Raw genomic sequence first — 20061 nt, 5'->3', positions numbered from 1 at the left:
ACAAAAATTTTGTTGTCTACATTAATGTCCCCGCCGCTGGCGCGCTCCTCATCAGTAAGCGTAGCTCCCAGCGGAATTTTTGCAATTACAGCATTGGCGTTACTTTTCATCAGCGTCATGTCGGCCGCTAGATACGTCAGGTTTAACCTGTTCGGATTTAAATTACTCATAAAACTCTATTTTTTAATTGGTTAAAAACCAAATGTAAGAAAAAGTAGAACTTTAAATAATTGCATTTATAGGAATTTTTGTTATATTATTTTATAATATTGCAGTATAATTCATCATTAGAGCCAGATCTTCTTTCGATAAATTTTGAAAGCACGTTACTCTCATTACAGTACAGGGATATAAATAGTAAAGGTTGCTCCTTTATTAATTTGCCCTGCTGCGGTGATAATGCCATGATGATTTTCGACAATTTTCTTGACAATTGCCAAGCCTATTCCGGTTCCGGCATATTCTGTTTTTCCGTGCAGACGCTGGAAAACTTCGAATATTTTTTTGCCGTATTCTTGCTCAAAACCTATACCATTGTCCGAAATACTGATGTGGCAGTACTCCGTTTCGGGCAAAAGCTGTGGGTCGCCAAAAGTTTTTCCTTTGGCAATTTCACATTTTATCTTTATCTCAAGAGGAGTATCCGGTTTGGAGAATTTGATGGAGTTGCTTAATAGATTGTACAGCAGCTGTCTAAATTGAAAAGGAATAATATCGAGGATAATGTCATCGCATACTTTCTGATTATCGATGACAGCATTTTTTTGTTCCAGCTCTTCTTTTAAATCTTCCTTGACCTCTTCGATAATCTGGGAAAGATTTGTTTTTTCGTATTTTATTTCCTGAATATTGGTTCTGGAATAGGCGAGTAAATCGTTGATTAATGCCTGCATGCGCTGGGCAGCGTTCTGCATTCTCCTGAATTTATCCTTGCCGCTGTCAGATAGATTATCGAACTCTTTTTGTACCAGCAGTGAAGCAAATGTCTGGATTTTCCGCAGCGGTTCCTGTAGATCATGACTTGAGATATAGGCAAAAGACTGAAGTTCTTTGTTCATTTTCTCTAATGCTTCATTTTTTTCCTGAAGTTCCAGTGCATTCAGTTTTATTTTATCCTCGGCCTTCTTTTTTTCGGTCAGATCGTGTGTAACTTTTGAAAATCCGATGAGTTCATTTTTTTTGCTGTGAACGGCTGTAATGACCACGCTTGCCCAAAACAAAGATCCATCTTTGCGCATGCGCCAGCCTTCCTGTACAGCTCTGCCTTCCTCTCTGGCAATGCTTAAAAATTTTTGGGGTACGTTATTATTTCGGTCCGATTCGGTATAGAAGATAGCAATACTTTTTCCGATAATTTCCTGGGCTTTGTAGCCTTTTATTTTTTGGGCTCCAAAATTCCAGTTCTCTATAATGCCCAGATGATCAAGATACAAGATCGCATAATCCTGTATTTCTTCGACCATCAGGTGATAGCGTTCTTCGCTTTTTTCAAGGGATTCATTTATCAGGCTGAGTTCTCTGGTGCGTTCCTTTACCTGCTTTTCTAATTCATTTGTAAATATTTTTTGTTCCTGTATATCGGTGCTTGTTCCCACCCACATCTGTATTTTTCCGTTTTCATCTATCTGAGGAATAGCACGGCTTAACTGCCAGCGGTATTCGCCGTCATATCGCCTGAAACGGTGTTCGAATAAAAAGTCTTTTCCGGTAGTTACCGCCTCCATCCACGCTTTTATATTTTCCTCGACATCATCTGGATGCACTATCTGGATCCATCCATCCTGATTCATCTGTTCCTGCGAAAGACCCGAATAATCAAATACGGACTGATTAAAATAATTTAGATTCCCTTCAGGATCTGATGTCCAGATATGCTGTGCCATAGAATTTGCCAGAAGACGGAATTTTTGTTCGCTTTCCTCAATTTCCTGCTGGTGCTTTTTATCATCGGTAATATCGCGGATAGTTCCCAGCATTTTCTCTGGCAGCTGGTTCTCATCATAGAAAACTTTTCCTTTTCCTTCCATCCAGTGAATAGACTGATCATTCCATATTACTCTAGCTTCATAATTTAAGTAACCGGTAGCAATGGCATTATTAAACGCTTTGTTGCGAATGTTCATATCATCTGGATGAAGATGTGTAAGCAGCTGCTCGTGTGTTAATGATACATCATCGGTATAGCCACTGACAATCTCGAGGTATCTTTGCGAGTACGCAACTTCTCTTGTTTTTATATTTAATTCCCAAGTGCCAAGTTCACTTGCTTCGAGTATAATGTTTAGTCTTTCTTCGTTCTGCTCTGTTTTTTTTCGGGATTGTACTTTTTCGCTTACTTCGGTAACCGTTACAATAATACCCGAAATTTCGCCGTCTGATTCCTTTAACGGATAGTATAAAAAATCAAAATAGTTAACTTCTGTTTTGCCGTGTCTATTTATCGGGACAGGCACTTCATATCCATGACAGGGATTTCCTGTAGTAATAACATCATTCAAAAGCGCACTGACAGTTTCCTTCACTTCGGGCAGCGAATCGAATAACGGCTTTCCTATAAAGGAGGATTCTTCTCTGTCTACCAGCGTTAGATAGGCATCATTTGCCATTTCTGCCACATATTCCGGACCGCGTAAAATGGTGATGCCCACAGGCGCCTGCTTAACCGTATTTCGGAAACGCTTATCTGATTCTTCTATTTTTTTCTTGGCCAAATTTAAATCGGTAAGATCGACACCGGTGTTCATTACACCATATATCTTACCGCTCAGGTCATATAAGGGAGTTAAACTGTAGTTAAAATAGTAAGTGCCTAGTTTTCCGTCTACAATTAAATCAAGAGGCGTGTTTTTGGTATGGAAAGATTGTCCTGTTTTAAAAACATTTGTAATCTGTTCAAAAACCAGCTGATTATCCAGTTCAGGCAAAACCTCCTTAAATGATTTTCCTATTACATTATTTCCTTTGCCCCAAATTGCAATAATGGAATCGTTTGCAAGTTCTATCCGCATTTCTTCCCCCACATATACGGCAATAGGGAAGGGGGCATTTTCTACAATGGCTTTTACTTTATGCTGGCTTTCTTCAATTTTTGACCGGGATAGCACCTGCGAGGTAACATCGATGGCTGTCGCTATAACGCCCGAAATGGTTCCGTCAGTTTCCCTCAATGCGTCATAAACGAAATCTACATAGATAGTTTCTGTTTTTCCGCTGCGGAGAAGCTGAACCGGCCGTTCACTGGCTGTAAATTTTTGCCCTGTAGTAAATACAGTATTTATCAGAGTTCTGAATTCTTGATTTTTTTCTTCAGGCAGTCCTTCCGCAATGGGTTTGTTCCATACATCAGCAGCACTTTTTTCCCATAAGCGAAGCATGTGTTCGTTTGCAATTTCGACTACATGGTCTTTGTTTTTAAAAACACACATGGCAATAGGAGCCTGTATGATATTATTTAAGTAATGATTGTTGCTTTCTTTTAATGCATCTTCGGCTCTTTTTTTGGATGTTGTCTCACTTACAGTAACCAAAACGCCGCCTACTTCGCCATTATCGATATAAATAGGGCTGTAAGCAAAATCAAAATAGCAGTTTTCGATAGAGCCATCACCGTTTCTGTCCAAAGGGAGCATGAAATCAGGAAAGCCCACAGGAATACCATCCATAACGCCGTCGAACATTGATCCGATAATATTCCACACTTCTGCAAATGTATCGCGGGTGCTTATCCCTAAAGCATTTGGATGTTTAGTGTTTCCAAGAATGGGACGATAGCCGTCATTATAAATCTGGATATATTCTTTTCCCCAGGCGATATACATTCCAAAAGGGTTATTAAGAACGACCGAAACCATTGTCTGCAGGCTTTTTGGCCAGATATCAGGGTTTCCCAAAGGTGTTTTGCTCCAGTCTTTTGCCCGAATCAATTCGCCCATTTGGCCGCCATTTGCCAGAAAATAATGTGTGTTATTGTTGCTGCTCATTCCAAATAGTTATTAGGTTTCTAGGAACTTTACAGATTATAGTTCAACTATTTTACGAAGTTATAAAAAATATAATGCATATCTAAAATAGAGCTGTCAATTTTCAAAACCCGAATATAATCGAGCAGAGACGAATTTTGTTTTTTGAATTTTATCATTTGAATCAAATAAAAAAACGCCATAAAACCGAAGTCTTACAGCGTCATCAAATTAAATAATAAAAAAAGGGTATTTTTTCAGCTATTGAAACAGCTGTAAGTGAAATTAAATTACATGACTAATTCTCCCAAAGCTTCTTTACTGAATCCCAAAAGTTCATTGGTTCTTCCTGCTTTTATTTTGGCAGTCCAGTTCGGGTCAGAAAGCAGCGGTCTTCCAACGGCAGCCAAATCAAAATCACCTCTGTCGAAACGTCTGTTCAATTCGTCCAAGGAAGCCGGTTCTGAACTTTCGCCTGCAAAGGCACCAAAGAAATCACCAGAAAGCCCAATAGAACCAACAGTAATCGTTGCTGCTCCGGTTACCTTTTTGGCCCAGCCTGCAAAATTCAGATCTGATTTTTCAAATTCAGGCTCCCAGAAACGGCGCTGTGAACAATGAAGAATATCCACTCCGGCATCCACAAGCGGCGTAAGCCAGGAGTCTAATTCTTGAGCATTTTTCGCCAGTTTATAATTGTAATCTGAAGGCTTGAATTGAGAAAAACGCATAATCACGGCAAAATCATTTCCCACCTGCTGTCTGATTTCTTTCACCACTTCAATCGCAAAACGGCTGCGTTCCTTCAATGTTTTACCGCCATAAATATCCGTACGCAGATTAGTTTCTGCTCTAAAGAACTGGTCAATCAGGTAACCATGCGCACCGTGAATTTCGATAGTATCAAAACCTAATCTTTTGGCATCGGCAGCCGCTTTTCCAAAAGCAATAATGGTGTCTTCAATATCCTTTTCCGACATCGTATTGCCGTTATTGAAATCAGGGCGGTTCAATCCCGACGGACCTTCAAAAGGAACCGGAGGCACCCAGCCCGAATGATGATTGTCCATAATGCCCATGTGCCAGATTTGCGGTCCCATCTGACCGCCTGCAGCGTGAACTTCATCAATCACTTTTTTCCATCCATTCAATGCTTGATCACCATAAAAATGAGGAACATTTCCATCATTCGATGACGAAGGCCGGTCGATAACTGTCCCTTCAGACAATATCAATCCCACTTCGCCTTCAGCTCTTTTTTGATAGTAAGCCGCAACGGCATCAGTCGGAATTCCGTTAGGAGAAAAAGAGCGCGTCATCGGCGCCATCACGATTCGGTTTTTAAGATTAAGAGACTTCAGGCTAAAAGGCGTAAATAAATTATTGGTACTCATAACTGTTGTATTTTATGTTGTTAATTCTATTTTTAATTTTTTGGAGCAGAAAGATTAGGCATTTTCAGGAAGCATTGTTCCCACTTTCCGCTGCAATCTTGTGCGCCGAACCCCGGCACATAAGGATTTTCACTACAATCGGGGCTAAAGAGAAACATTTGTGCTTTTTACAACATTAAAAAAATCTGTGTCAATCTGTTCAATCCGTGTCATCCGCGTTCTATTATGCAGTTAGAAATATTACCTCCAGCCGCCACCCAATGCACGGTACAATTCCGTATTGGCAGTAAGCTGTTGTCTTTTAATATCCGCCAGTTCCAGTTCGCTCTGCAGTAAATTCGCCTGCGCAGAAAGTACTTCCAGATATTCCGCCATTCCGTTTTTGAACAGCATTTTAGCATTTTTAATGGCCAGTTTCAAGGTGGTGACACGCTCCTGCAGAATAGATTCCTGCTGGTTCAGTTTCTCCACTTTTACCAAAGCATCCGAAACTTCGCTGACTGCCACTAATACCGATTGTCTAAAGTTTAAAACTGCTTTTTCTCTTTCGGCCACCGCAATATGGTATTGGGTTTTTAATCTTTTATTATTCAAAAGTGGCTGTGTCAATCCTCCCGCCACAGTTCCGAATAATGAAGCAGGAACATTAAACCAGCTGCTGGATTCAAAGGAATTTAGTCCGCCCTGAGCTGTGATTTTTAAAGCAGGATACAAATCGGCTTTGGTGATGCCAACATTCGTATTGGCAGTTTTCAGAGCCAATTCGGCACTCTTAACATCCGGTCTTCTGCTCACAATCGAAGAGGGAATTCCCACAGAAGCATTGTTTTTCACTTCAACAGCGCTAAGAGCAATACTTCTTTTTTTAGAATTAGGAAACGTACCCGTCAATACGCTCAAAGCATTTTCCTGAATCGTAATGTTTTGTTCCAATAGTGGCACCAATTGCGCAGCATTTAATTTTTGCGCTTCCGACTGCTGAATGGCTAACGAAGTCACCTGTCCCGCATCAAATTTCAGTTTGATGATAGTAGTAGTACTGTCAATCAGCTGTACGTTTTTCTTAGCGATATCCAATTGAGCATCCAGCATCAAAAGATTATAATAACCTTTGGAAACATTGGCAACAATCGTAGTCTGCAGTGCTTTCTTCACTTCTTCCGATTGAAGATAACTGGCAAAAGCACCTTTCTTCTGGTTCTTGATTTTACCCCAGATATCAGCTTCCCATGAAAGTGAAGCCCCCGCAGAATAATCTTCAATGTGTTTCATACCCAATGCCTGATTCAGGTTCATTCCCGTAAAACTGTTGTCTGAAGGATTGTTGGTATTGGCAGTTACCAATAAATTCACCTGTGGTACATTTCCCCATTTCGACTGTGTGAATCTATATTGCGCAATTTCAATGTTTTTATTCGCAATCTGCAGGTCGTTATTTCTGGCAACGGCGCTGTCAATCAGCTGCACAATATCTTTTTCGGTAAAGAAATTTTTCCACTCCAAATCACCAATGCTGGTGGTATCTTTTGAAACCGATGCATTCCTGAAGTTGGCAGGAAAGGCATCTTTTGGCGTCTCAATATCCTTCGAAACGGAACAGGATAGGATAGTGGCAATCAAAAAAGTGACCGTCACTATTTTGGTTATATGTTTTTTCATTTTACTTTTCGTAATTAAATTTATTTTAACCACATAGAAACATAGAATGCATAGTCTTTAAATCAATGTATCTATGTGGTTCATTTTTTATTTTAGAATTACACCCAGCAGGTGAGTCGTAATCTTAAATCTCAGTACAGTTATCTTTTCTGTTGTCAAGATCTTTTGACACTTTATACGCTATGTACGTCAGGCTGATGATGATGGTCATCAGAATGGTTGTGATATAATTTTCCATTTTTATTTTCGTGGTTATGAATTACGGCTACTGGTTTTCCAGTAACTTTTTCTTGTAAATATTGGAATACGATGAATAAAACCGGGATGATTAACAGCCCTAGAATTACTCCCGAAACCATTCCTCCGGCGGCACCAATACTGATCGAGTGGTTACCCTGAGCCGATGGACCTTTGGCACTCATCATCGGAATCAATCCAACTACGAAAGCCAGTGAAGTCATGATAATTGGTCGTAAACGCAGTTTCGCAGCATCTATCGAAGCTTTGACTAAGGCCTGACCCGATTTTCGTTTCTGGACGGCAAACTCTACAATCAGAATCGCATTCTTGGCGAGCAGTCCAATAAGCATTACCAAAGCAACCTGCACATAAATGTTGTTTTCAATTCCTGTTAATCCGATGGCCACAAATACTCCAAAGATTCCGGCTGGGATCGATAAGATTACTGCTAATGGCAGAATGTAGCTTTCGTATTGTGCGGCAAGCAGGAAGTAAATGAATATCAGACACAGCAGAAATATTGTCGCCGACTGTCCTCCCGAAGAAATCTCCTCACGAGTTTGTCCTGAGAATTCATAACTGTAACCAGATGGTAATTGCTGTGCTGCTACTTCCTCAATAGCTTTAATCGCATCTCCCGAACTAAATCCAGGTTTCGGAATCGCATTTACCGAAATGGAGTTGAACAGATTGTATCTCGAAGCGGTTTCAGAACCATAAATACGGCTTAGTTTTACCAAGGTGTTTATTGGAACCATTTCGCCGTTTTTGTTCTTTACAAATACACGGTCAATCGCTGTTGGATCGGCTCTGTCGGCAATATCTGCCTGAACAACTACTCGGTAATATTTTCCAAATCGGTTAAAGTCGGATGCCTGTGCACTTCCAAAATACGCCTGCATCGTCTGCAGAATATCTTTGACTTTGACACCCAATTGGTCTGCTTTTTCATCATTGATATCCAATTGCAATTGCGGATAATCAGCTTTGAAACTGGTAAAGGCTACAGCAATTTCAGGACGTTTCATTAATTCACCAATAAAGTTTTGAGATATACCGCTGAACTTATCCAGTTTACCACCTGTTTTATCCTGTAATACTAAATCCAAAGCTTCCACATTACTAAATCCAGGAACCGTTGGGAAACTGAATACGAAGAAACTTCCTTCCGAAATCGCACCCAGTTTACCGCGAACCTCATTCATGATTTCGTCAATATTTTTAATACTGCCCCGTTCTTCATTGGGTTTCAGCAATACGAAAACCACTGCCGATGACGGACTGGTAGAATTCGTCAGTAAGTTGAAACCGGAAATAGCAGTTACAAATCGGGATGACTCTAAACCTCTCAGCGTATTCTCAGCTTTAGTCATTACTTTTTGAGTTCCGTCCAATGAAGTTCCCGATGGCGTATTAACAGCAATAGCAATAAATCCCTGATCTTCTGTCGGAATAAATCCTGACGGCGTTGTTTTTACCATCACAATAGTGGCAACAGTAATCAATGCCAAACCTCCTAAACTTACCCATTTGTTACGGATTAAAAATTTCAGTCCGCCAACATAACGGTTGGTCAACGATTCGAAACTGCTGTTGAAAGCGGTAAAAAATTTCTCTTTAAATCCTTTTTGCTCGTTAGGCGAATTATGATCGTGTGCTCCGTGATTGTCCTTTAAAAATAAAGCAGCTAGGGCAGGACTCAATGTCAAAGCATTAACTGCTGAAATCACAATCGCAATCGCCATCGTAAAAGCAAACTGACGATAGAAAACTCCTGTTGAACCTTCCATAAAACCAACCGGCAGGAACACTGCAGCCATGACCAGCGTAATCGAAATAATCGCTCCGGTAATTTCGTGCATCGCTTCGTGTGTAGCAATTTTTGGTGACAGACGTTTATGTTCCATTTTAGCATGCACCGCTTCGACAACGACAATCGCATCATCGACGACGATACCAATTGCCAGAATTAAGGCGAATAATGTCAATAAGTTAATCGAGAATCCGAATAACTGCATGAAGAAGAACGTTCCTAAAATCGCAACCGGAACTGCAATTGCCGGAATTAAGGTAGATCTAAAATCCTGAAGGAAGATAAATACCACGATAAAAACCAGTATAAAAGCTTCTAATAGGGTATGTTCTACCTGCTCAATAGACTGATCCAGCGACACTTTGGTGCTGTAGAAAATATTGTGTTTGATTCCGGCTGGGAAATCTTTCGAAGCCTTAACCATCAGTTTGTTAATCGCAATCTGAATGTCATTCGAATTAGAACCAGCCAGCTGAATCACTCCAATTACGATTCCTTTTTTACCGTTCAGACGCGTTAAACTGTTATAAGAATAAGCTCCCAGTTCCACTCTCGCCACATCTTTCAAGCGGAGTACAGAACCATCGGAATTGGAGCGAATAGCAATATTTTGATAATCTTCTGGGTTGGTTAGTTTTCCTTTGTATTTGATTACATATTCGAAAACTTCGTTGCTTCTTTCTCCAAATTTACCCGGCGCCGCTTCCAGACTTTTGTCCTGAATCGCAGCCATAACTTCATTGGGTGTCACATTGTGCGTTGACATTTGTGTTGGGTTCAGCCAGACTCTCATCGAGTAGTCTTTTACACCTCCAAAAATACTCGCAGCACCCACTCCCGCAATACGTTTGATTTCAGGAATAATATTGATTTGCGCATAATTGGCAACAAACGTCTGATCGTATTTGGACTCATCTTCGGTGTACATCCCGATGGCCATGATAAAACTATTCTGCTGTTTGGCAGTGATAATTCCCTGCTGTACAACCTCGGCAGGCAATTGACTTGTAGCCTGTGCGACTCTGTTCTGCACATTCACAGCAGCCTGATCGGCATCAGTTCCTAATTTGAAGAAAACCGTAATCGCTAATGTACCGTCATTACTGGCAGTAGAGCTCATATAAGTCATATTCTCCACACCATTGATAGATTCTTCCAACGATGGTGCCACCGAACGTAAAACCGTTTCGGCATTTGCTCCCGGGTAAACGGCCGTCACCAAAACCGATGGCGGGGCAATATCAGGAAACTGTTGTAAAGGCAGTTTTGTGAGTCCCAATACACCTAATATCACCAGTAAAATGGAGATAACGGTTGCCAGTACGGGCCTTTGTATAAATATTTTGAACATCTGTAGAAATTATTTTTTGTTAGTGATTTGCGCAATTTTAGCTGCTGATTTTTCAGGCTGAATCAGCTGTCCTTCCTGAAGTTTGTCGATACCGCTTAGTACGATTTGGTCGCCCGTTTTCACGCCGTCTTTGATAAGGTAGTTCGTACCGCTTTTGCCGACAACTGTAATAGGCATTTTAGTCACCTTGTTGTCTTTACTGACTGTGAAAACAAAAACTTTATCCTGCATTTCTACTGTCGCCGATTGCGGAATCAAAATTGCGTCGTCATGCTGTAACCCTAAACGGATTTTCCCTGTATTCCCTGAACGAAGTGTTCTGTATGGGTTAGGAAAAGTAGCTCTAACGGTAATCGCTCCGGTAGTTTTGTCAAACTGTCCGTCAACCATATCGATTTTTCCAGTTTGCGGATACGCATTATTATCAGCCAGTATCAAAGTAACAGGAGGCAGGTTTTTGATTTTGTCACCAATGCTGTTGCCTGCATACTGCGATTTGAATTTGATGAAATCTGTTTCACCCAAAGAAAAATAAGCATACACTTCATGAACATCAGAAAGGGTGGTTAAGGCTTCAACATCTGTAGCAGAAACCAAACTTCCTTGTTTTTTAGGCAGTCTTCCGATGTAGCCATTTACAGGAGCAGTAATAGTAGTATAGCCTAAATTGATTTTTGCAGATGCTGCAATGGCTTTCGCCTGCTCTATATTGGCGGCAGCAATCTTTTGAGAGGCCTTAGCCGATTTCAATTGATAATCAGAAACGACTTTGTTTTGAACTAAAGGTGTCAGTTTATCTACTTCAAGCTGGGCGTTGATGTAAGCCGCTTCGGCAGCATGAAGGCTGGCCAAAGCATTGTTTAACTGCTCACGGAACGGGCGTTCGTTGATTTTGAATAAAGACTGTCCTTTGGTAACATAAGCACCTTCATCGACCAAAACGCGGTCAAGATTCCCGCTTACCTGCGGACGGATTTCTACATCGACAGCTCCCTGCAGTGCGGCAGGATATTCGTCATCAGTTGTAGTATTGGAAGCAGTTACTGCCATAACAGGCAGGAGAGGAGCGGGAGCAGCGGCTGGTGCCTGCGATTTATCAGCACAGCTGATTATAAATACTGCCATTAAGCTTAAAAAAGAAATTTTTTTCATGGTTGCTATTGGTTTAAAATTAGTGTTGGATATTATACTTTTTGGAATAATCGTTTCAGAATTCATGGCGTTTTTTATTTAAAGGTTATAGTTTTTGTATAACAATAATTCTGGAATAATCGTTTCAGAATCAATGCTGTTTGTCTAAAAAAGGGTATGCTTATTGTATATTATTTTCTGAAATAAACGTTCCAGAATTAGGTAAAAAAAATAGAAGCTATTTAAATATATTTTTAATCAGGAATTCTGACATCTTTTTGATTTTAATTGGATTTCCGTTAAGGATGTACGATTGTTTCCATCCAGTAAAAGAAGTAGCAATGTATTCGGCCATTAAAGACGCATCTTCAGAGTTGTCCATTTCGCCCTTATCCATCGCTTTTTGAACTATAGTGGCCAAAAATTCAATGAAAATGTCATTGTTTTTACTCATTAGATTTCGGACTGAGCAGTCATCTGGAGCAATTTCGAAAATCGTTTTCATCCCAAGACATCCTTTGTCACAAGAGATGATCCAATCTGCTTTATCGCTGATCACTTTAATCAGTGCAGCTTTCGCCGATGTTTCATTAGCCACTTTGCCTTTTAATTCACACATGGCCTGATCAAAATAATTGCCAATGCATTTCATAAATAATTGATGCTTGTCGCCAATGGTGTTGTATAAACTGCTTCGGTTGATCTGCATAGCATCCACAAGGTCCTGCATCGAAGTAGCATTATATCCTTTTTTCCAAAAGACATTCATTGCTTTTTCAATTTTTTCAACCTCGTTAAATTCTACACAGCGAGCCATAAGATTTAATTTTCACTTTGCAAATGTAAAACTATTTTTGAAACAACCGTTCCAGAATTAATATTTTTTTAATTTTTTTTGAAAAGTACCCATTTTAATACTACTTGCAAAGCTTAAAAATGTCAAATTTTTTTACTGAAAAAAAATCATATGACATATTTAAAAGGAATTTGACATGGGAATTATGTAATTTATTTCACTTATGGTAATACAATGAGATGTGTTTTTTTTTATAGATTTGGACGTTTACTTATTTTAAATTTTTTACAAAATTTCCTAACAAAAAAAATAATTTTCGAACCGAATTTTAATTTTAAATAATTTAATTCATTCGTTTTATCCCCTATGAAATGATATTAATAGTAGATGATATTCGGGCGAATATAATTGCCCTAAAAAAAACGCTGGAACTTCATGATATCGATGTCGATACTGCAGAATCTGGCGAAGAAGCTTTAAAGAAAATTTTAAAAACCGATTATTGTCTTATAATAATGGACGTTCAGATGCCTGGACTTGATGGTTTTGAAGTTGTAAAAATTTTGTCTGGCAATGAAAGGACAAAAGAAATTCCTGTGATTTTTTTATCGGCAATAAATATTGAAAAAAAATATATTTTTAAAGGTTACGAATCCGGTGCAGTTGATTATATCACAAAACCTGTGGATACTGATTTGCTGATTTTAAAAGTAAAAACGTTTTTAAAAATTTATAAGCAGCAAAATGAATTAAAAGTCATGAAAGATCTGCTGTCAAATGAAATTAAAATCCGCAAAGAAGCCCAAGATAATCTAGAAGCTAAAATAGTTGAAAGAACTAAAGAACTGATTTTAAAAAATGAAGAACTTGAATTCAAAAATCATGAATTGCAGCAGTTTTCCTGGGTAGTTTCACATGATTTAAATGAACCGCTCCGAAAAATTCAGATCTTTATAGGAATTATCAAGGAACTTTATTTAGTAGATGATCAAAAAGCTATTGATTATATTAATAGGACTCTTAAAAGTGCCGAAAGAATGCGGACATTGATTACGGATCTGCTTGCTTATTCCAGATTATCCTCAAACGTTGCACATGAGAAAACAGATTTAAATATTGTTCTGCAAGAAGTTCTATCTGATTTTGATTATATAATACAAGATAAAAATGCCATAATAAAAACGGGAGAACTTCCTGTAATAGACAGTATTCCTAGTCAGCTGCGGCAAGTTTTTCAGAATTTGATAGGAAACGCTCTTAAGTTTTCAGGAAATGTTGAAAAACCTCAAATTCAAATTACTTCAGAATTAATAAAAACGAAAGATTTTGACAGCGAAGTTTCTCCTGATGGAAAATTTTGCAGGATTACTGTGTCTGATAATGGAATTGGTTTTGATGAAATTTATCTGGATCAGATTTTTGTTATTTTCCAAAGTTTAAATGACCGCAAAGAATATGAAGGCACAGGAATAGGTCTTGCTATCTCCAAAAAGATAATGGAAAAACACAATGGATTAATAACAGCAAAAAGCCAATTAGGCAAAGGAGCCAGTTTTATTATGGTGCTGCCGTTACAGTATGAAAACTAAAAATCTACATTATAATTCATGAAAAACAATAATTTTAAAAGGAATTTATTAGTAAGTTCAATGATTTCATTACTGGTATTGATGATCAGTTCTACAGCCTCTTATTTTAGTATTAAAAAATTATTAGAAAGTACATTTTGGGTAAATCATACTCAGGAAGTTATTTATAATTTGAACGAAGGAGAAGCTATCCTCACAGATGCACAAACTAATGTGCGAGGATATTTAATTACAGGAAATGAGGAGTTTGTTTACATGTATAAAGATTCTGAATTAAAATCGAATGCCTATTTTGATAAACTCGATGAATTGACTATTGATAATCCGTTGCAGCAAAAATCACTGCGGGAATTAAAAGTACTTAGGAGTGATTTTTTTAAATATTTAAAAAATCAAGTTGCAAAAAAACAGCTTGGCAAACAGACTATTCTCTTTGATCTCGATGAAGGAAAAGAAATAATGACTGAATTGCGAAGTCGTTTTAAGCGTATTGAAAATAACGAGCAGGTACTTTTAAAAGAGCGTAATTATAACTCACAGCGCTACGGCAATTACAGTTCTATTTTAATTATTGTTGCTTTTGTAATTGCCTTTTTAATTTCAATTGTATTTTTAATCAGAGTTTTAAAAGATTATAATGACCGTTTACAGCTGCAGCATGAATTAGAACGAAAAGATCAGGAAACAGCCGAGAGAATTGAAGCCATCAGTATTGTTGCGAGCAATATTTCTAGCGGTAATTATGATATAAAGGTAGATGATACTAAGTCAGATGCATTAGCAAGTGTTGGCACATCGCTTAACAATATGAGTTCTTCTCTAAAAAAATCCTTCACTTTATTATCTGAAAAAGAATGGCTGCAAACTGGTATAGCAAGTCTAAACAAGGTAATGCTGGGGGACAAATTATTGCAGGAATTATCGAAAGATATTATTGGATTTTTATGTAATTATACTGACAGCAGTGCAGGTGTTTTATATATTCTGGAAGGAGATGAGCTTTTTGCTTCAGGCGGATATGGTTATATTCCGGCAAAAAACAGAGAACGTATTAAGAAAGGCGAAGGTTTATTGGGACAGGCAATTGTATCGGGAGAAATCCTGGAATTAAAAGCAGTTGCTTCAGATAATATTCAGATCAGCTATGCATTAGGGGAAGTCAAACCTAGTCATATTGTGGCGGTTCCTTTATTTGACAACAAAGTAGAAGGAGCACTGGAATTGGCAAATATTCATGGCTTTTCTCCGCTTCACATAGAATTTTTAAAAATTGTCAGCAATAATATAGGGATAGCGCTAAAATCATCTCAAAACCGCAAGCGTGTTCTTGAATTGTTAGAAGAAACAACAGCACAATCAGAAGAATTACGCATACAGCACAGCGAATTAGAAGCGATGAATGCAGAGCTGGAAACTCAAACAGAAAAACTGCAGGCTTCTGAAGAAGAATTGAAAGTGCAGCAGGAAGAACTTGAGCAGACTAATGAAGAGCTTTCGGAACGCAGTGTTTTATTGGAAGAAAAAAATACTGAAATCCAGAAAAAGTCTGAAGCATTAGAGCTTACAACCCGCTATAAGTCTGAGTTTTTGGCTAATATGTCTCACGAATTAAGAACTCCTTTAAATTCTATTCTGCTTTTAAGCCGATTATTATCTGAAAATAATAATAAGAGTATGAATAACGAAGAAATTGAATTTGCTCAAGTAATTCAGAGTTCGGGAAATAGTCTGTTAGCATTAATTGATGAAATTTTGGATTTATCTAAAATTGAAGCTGGAAAAATGGAACTTGAATTTTTGGATGTTGCAACCAAAGAAATTACCGATGCGATGTCCAGTTTATTTTCACAGGTTGCAAAGGAGAAAAATATCAAGTTTGAAATTATTTCAGATGAAGCTCCTCTTATCATTAAAACCGATAAAATGAGATTGGAACAAATTCTCAAAAATCTAATTTCTAATGCTATAAAGTTTACTGAAAGAGGTTCTGTAAGTGTTGAAATAAAAAAGAATACTGACGACGATAAAATTATTTGCTTCATTGTAAAAGATACTGGAATTGGGATTCCATTAGACAAACAGCCACTAATTTTTGAAGCTTTTCAGCAGGCCGATGGTTCTACTAAACGAAAATACGGAGGAACAGGTTTAGGATTGTCGATCAGCAGGGAATTGGCAAAACTGCTCCATGGAGAAATAGTACTGCACAGCAAAGAAGGGGAAGGAAGTACATTCACTCTTTGTCTGCCAAAATCTGGAACAGCAGATAAAAATGTTATTGCAGAAAAAACACCGCCGTTAGAAATTTTTGATCTCGAAGCTGAGGAAGAAAAAGAAGCCAATAAGAAATATATTTCTTCGGTAATTCCTGTTGAAATTGAGGATGATAGAGATATCATTGGACTGGAAGATAAAGTAATTTTGATTGTAGAAGATGATATAAAGTTTGCTCAGTCGCTTTTGGCATTTAGCAGAAAAAACGGCTATAAAGGAGTAGTTGCTGTCCGGGGTGATTATGCTTTGAACTTTGCAGTTTTATATAAACCGGCAGGAATACTTTTAGATATTGAACTCCCTGTAAAAAGTGGCTGGGAAGTACTAGAAGAATTAAAAAATCATTCGCATACCAAGCATATTCCTGTGCATATTATGTCTTCACATAAATTGAAGCAGGAAAGTTTATTAAAAGGAGCAGTGGATTTTCTGCACAAACCAGTTGCTTTTGATAAAATCCCAGAGGTTTTTGTTCGGATTGAACACATTATAAACAAAGAATCTCAAAAAGTTCTAATCATAGAAGACAATCCGAAACATGCTAAAGCGCTCGCTTTCTTTTTGGAAACACATAAAATTAATTCAGAGATTAAAAGCGAAGTTTCAGAGGGACTGACTGCTTTGAATAAAAAAGATGTCGACTGCGTGATTCTCGATATGGGAATTCCGGATAAGCATTCCTATGAGATTTTAGATAATGTAAAAAAGAGTCCGGGGCTGGAAAATCTGCCTGTAATTGTATTTACAGGTAAAAGTCTGTCTTTAAAAGAAGAAGTTAAAATCAAAAAATATGCTGATTCTATTATTGTAAAAACAGCTCATTCCTATCAAAGAATGCTCGATGAAGTTTCGCTTTTCCTGCATATAGTTGAAGAAAATCATAATGATTCAGAAAGTAAAGAGAGTCATAAAAAATTGAATCAGCTTAATAATATTCTGCAACATAAAAAGGTTTTGATTGTAGATGATGATGTTCGCAACATTTATTCGCTGACCAAAGCGCTGGAAGTTTTTAAAATGAATGTTATCACAGCATTTGACGGCAAAGAAGCCATAAAAATGTTAGAAGAACACGCCGATACTGATATTGTGCTGCTGGATATGATGATGCCTAATATGGACGGCTATGAAACTGCCGAAAAAATAAGAACAAATCCTAAATTAATAACATTGCCAATGATAGCTGTTACCGCAAAAGCAATGACCGGCGACAGGGAAAAATGTATTAAAGCAGGGGCTTCAGATTATATTACAAAACCAGTAGATGTCGACCAATTACTGTCTTTATTGAGAGTATGGCTTTACGATAAAGTTTAATATAAATTGATTCAGATTATGACTAAAAGAAAACTCTTAATTATTGATGACGATTCAAGAAATATTTTTGCTTTGGTAAACACACTGCGGGCAAAATCATTTGAATGTTTATCCTGTTTAAGTGCAGAAGAGGGTTTGAAATTATTAAAGACCGACGAAATAATTGATGCTGTTTTAATAGATATGATGATGCCGGAAATGGACGGTTATGAAGCCATTCCGCTGATAAAAAAAATACCGTCGCGAAATTCAGTATTAATTGTAGCGATAACCGCTCAGGCTATGACAGGTGATAAAGAAAAATGTATTGCGGCCGGAGCCGATGAATATATTTCAAAACCTGTTGATGTGGATAAATTACTTCAGGTATTATCCAAAATTGATATAGTATGATAGCAGATATTGAACTGGAAACTTTTATTAATGACGTATACGAATATTATGGTTTTGATTTTGGAAGCTATTCCAAAGCTTCACTAAAAAGACGCGTAACTAGAATATTTCTTTTGGATGGTTTCACTAATTTTTATGATTTTTTATCAAAAGTTAAATACGATCCCGAATATTATAAAAGGGTTGTTGATGAAATTACGGTCAATGTAACCGAAATGTTCCGCGATCCTTCTTTCTATAAAATTGTCCGTAATGAAATTTTGCCTGTTTTGGCAACAAAACCATTTATCCGATTGTGGCATGCAGGATGTTCTACTGGCGAAGAAGTATATTCGATGGCAATTTTATTAAAAGAAGCTGGACTGCTTGACAGATCATTGATATATGCTACCGATATTAATTCGAAGGTTTTAGAAACTGCGAAAAAAGGTATTTTCCCTTTGCGTATGATGAAAGAATATTCAGATAACTATCGAGATTCCGGCGGTCAGCAGGATTTTTCAAACTATTATATTGCAAATTATGGGAATGTAAAGTTTAATCAGGATCTAACAGCAAAAATGGTCTTTTCACAGCATAATTTAGTGTCTGATCATTCTTTTAATGAATTTGATATGATTTTATGCCGCAATGTTTTAATTTATTTCGATAATGATCTGCAGAAGAGAGCTATCAGTTTATTTGACGAAAGCCTGTCTGTGTTAGGTTTTTTGGCTTTGGGAACAAAAGAAACCATAAAATATTCTATAGCTTCCGGCAAGTACAAACAATTAGAAAAAGAGAAAGTATGGCAGAAAGTAAAGTAATATCAGACTGCAAAGTTGTAATCATTGGAGGATCTGCCGGAAGTTTACATGCTTTAATGGATATATTGCCTGCTATTCCAAGAATTGATTCATTTGCCTTGGTAATTGTGCTTCACAGAAGAGGAGGAGATGATCAGACTTTAGAGGGATTAATAAAAATAAAAACAAAAATACCAGTCAGGATCATAGAAGACAAAGTTTCTTTTTTACCAGGATTCCTGTACGTTGCACCATCAAATTATCATTTGTTATTTGAAAACAATGATACGCTTGCACTCGATACTTCTGAAAAGGTGAATTACAGCAGACCCAGCATTGATGTATCTTTTGAATCTGCTGCAGAAGTTTACGGCAAAAATTTAGTTGGCATTTTGCTGTCTGGCTCTAATGCCGATGGAACAGAAGGAATAAAAGCAATTCAAAAAGCAGGAGGGACCATTATTATTCAAGATCCAGCATCTGCAGAAATGCCTTTTATGCCTAATAATGCCATTCTAAATACAACTCCGGATTATATTTTGAATACTCAGGAGATATTAAATTTTATACTTTCCATCAATAATTAAAATCATAGAATTAATCTTTTGTTAATTTAAACTGTATCAGTTTATTATATTTTTTTTCAAAATTAATTTATACCGCAGTTTTTTTAAATCAGATTTTGGTCTTTGTATTTAATAAGATTTTTTTTATTTGGACGTCTTCTTTAAAATACCTTTCTCAACGCTCTCGTTTATTATCTTTTCTGCATAATCCCATATTGCAGCTGATCCATCCTTTATTACTTTCTTTTTGTCATAAACTTTATCATAAGGTACATCAAATTCCTTCCAGGTTCCGCCATTGTTTGAAACATTTTGGAGCAACGGTTCCAGTCTGTCCATTGTTTTAGCAAATTTAGCTTCGTTAGTTTGTCCGCTTTCGAATTCTTCCCAAATCGAAATAAATTCGTCTGCCTGCTCTTTAGGAAGCAGACCGAAAATTCGATTTGCTGCTATTCTCTCTTCGTCTGTATTGGAATGGCTTTTGGCAGTGTCATAAATAAATGTGTCGCCAGCATCAATTTCGACAATATCGTGTATTAAAACCATTTTCAGAACTTTTAAAATGTCAACCGGAACATCCGAATGTTCTGCTAGAACAATGGTCATCATAGCTAAGTGCCAGCTATGTTCTGCATCATTTTCGTTTCTGTCACTATTGAATAATTTTGTTTTGCGCTGAATGTATTTGACCTTGTCTATTTCTTTGATAAAATTGATCTGCTGTAATAGATTGTCTGTTTTCATTTGTTTAAGATGTACTGTTTTTATTATCTATTTATTTATCGTCATTTTAA

At 37.4% G+C, this 20061-nt stretch carries 12 protein-coding genes; 5 read left to right on the top strand and 7 right to left on the bottom strand.

Going from position 1 to position 20061, the window contains the following annotated elements; all coding sequences use genetic code 11:
• Positions 1 to 335 precede the first annotated feature (335 nt).
• From C8P67_RS20070 to C8P67_RS20045, 6 genes are all read right to left on the bottom strand, one after another.
• A complete protein-coding gene (locus tag C8P67_RS20070) occupies positions 336 to 3980 on the bottom strand; it encodes a PAS domain S-box protein (protein ID WP_115814977.1) in 3645 nt (1214 codons plus the stop codon).
• Positions 3981 to 4249: 269 nt separating this feature from the next.
• The gene (locus C8P67_RS20065; RefSeq protein WP_115814976.1) at positions 4250 to 5353 is read right to left on the bottom strand and encodes an NADH:flavin oxidoreductase; all 1104 of its coding nucleotides are present in this window, start codon (positions 5351 to 5353) and stop codon (positions 4250 to 4252) included.
• A 240-nt stretch (positions 5354 to 5593) separates the two neighbouring features.
• Positions 5594 to 7012, bottom strand: coding sequence for a TolC family protein (locus C8P67_RS20060; RefSeq protein WP_115814975.1), 1419 nt, complete (start codon positions 7010 to 7012; stop codon positions 5594 to 5596).
• Positions 7013 to 7185: 173 nt separating this feature from the next.
• Positions 7186 to 10416: an efflux RND transporter permease subunit gene (locus C8P67_RS20055; RefSeq protein WP_115814974.1), complete on the bottom strand. Its 3231-nt coding sequence runs from the start codon at positions 10414 to 10416 to the stop codon at positions 7186 to 7188.
• 9 nt (positions 10417 to 10425) lie between these two features.
• Positions 10426 to 11634 carry an efflux RND transporter periplasmic adaptor subunit gene (locus C8P67_RS20050; RefSeq protein WP_115814973.1) on the bottom strand — a complete coding sequence of 403 codons (1209 nt, stop codon included), beginning with the start codon at positions 11632 to 11634 and terminating at the stop codon, positions 10426 to 10428.
• A 151-nt stretch (positions 11635 to 11785) separates the two neighbouring features.
• A complete protein-coding gene (locus tag C8P67_RS20045) occupies positions 11786 to 12364 on the bottom strand; it encodes a TetR/AcrR family transcriptional regulator (protein WP_115814972.1) in 579 nt (192 codons plus the stop codon).
• 350 nt (positions 12365 to 12714) lie between these two features.
• On the opposite strand from C8P67_RS20045, the gene C8P67_RS20040 reads away from it, so the two are divergent.
• From C8P67_RS20040 to C8P67_RS20020, 5 genes are read left to right on the top strand one after another with little or no spacing between them, the layout of a single operon-like run.
• Positions 12715 to 13932, top strand: coding sequence for a hybrid sensor histidine kinase/response regulator (locus C8P67_RS20040; protein ID WP_115814971.1), 1218 nt, complete (start codon positions 12715 to 12717; stop codon positions 13930 to 13932).
• Between the two features lie 18 nt (positions 13933 to 13950).
• Positions 13951 to 17523, top strand: coding sequence for a response regulator (locus tag C8P67_RS20035; protein WP_115814970.1), 3573 nt, complete (start codon positions 13951 to 13953; stop codon positions 17521 to 17523).
• Positions 17524 to 17541: 18 nt separating this feature from the next.
• Positions 17542 to 17916, top strand: a complete 375-nt coding sequence (locus C8P67_RS20030) for a response regulator (protein WP_115814969.1) — start codon at positions 17542 to 17544, stop codon at positions 17914 to 17916.
• The gene (locus C8P67_RS20025; RefSeq protein WP_115814968.1) at positions 17913 to 18722 is read left to right on the top strand and encodes a CheR family methyltransferase; all 810 of its coding nucleotides are present in this window, start codon (positions 17913 to 17915) and stop codon (positions 18720 to 18722) included. The genes C8P67_RS20030 and C8P67_RS20025 overlap by 4 nt, the downstream gene beginning before the upstream one ends.
• Positions 18704 to 19288: a chemotaxis protein CheB gene (locus C8P67_RS20020; RefSeq protein ID WP_115814967.1), complete on the top strand. Its 585-nt coding sequence runs from the start codon at positions 18704 to 18706 to the stop codon at positions 19286 to 19288. Before C8P67_RS20025 ends, C8P67_RS20020 begins: the two co-directional genes overlap by 19 nt.
• A gap of 123 nt (positions 19289 to 19411) precedes the next feature.
• On the opposite strand, the gene C8P67_RS20015 is transcribed toward C8P67_RS20020, so the two are convergent.
• On the bottom strand, positions 19412 to 20011 hold the full coding sequence (locus tag C8P67_RS20015; protein WP_115814966.1) for an HD domain-containing protein: 600 nt from the start codon (positions 20009 to 20011) through the stop codon (positions 19412 to 19414).
• Positions 20012 to 20061: the final 50 nt, after the last annotated feature.

Origin of the sequence: Flavobacterium aquicola (assembly GCF_003385115.1) — a bacterium.
GTDB lineage: Bacteria > Bacteroidota > Bacteroidia > Flavobacteriales > Flavobacteriaceae > Flavobacterium > Flavobacterium aquicola.
Note: the sequence above shows the minus strand (reverse complement) of the source record. Positions and strands in the feature narration are given on the sequence as shown.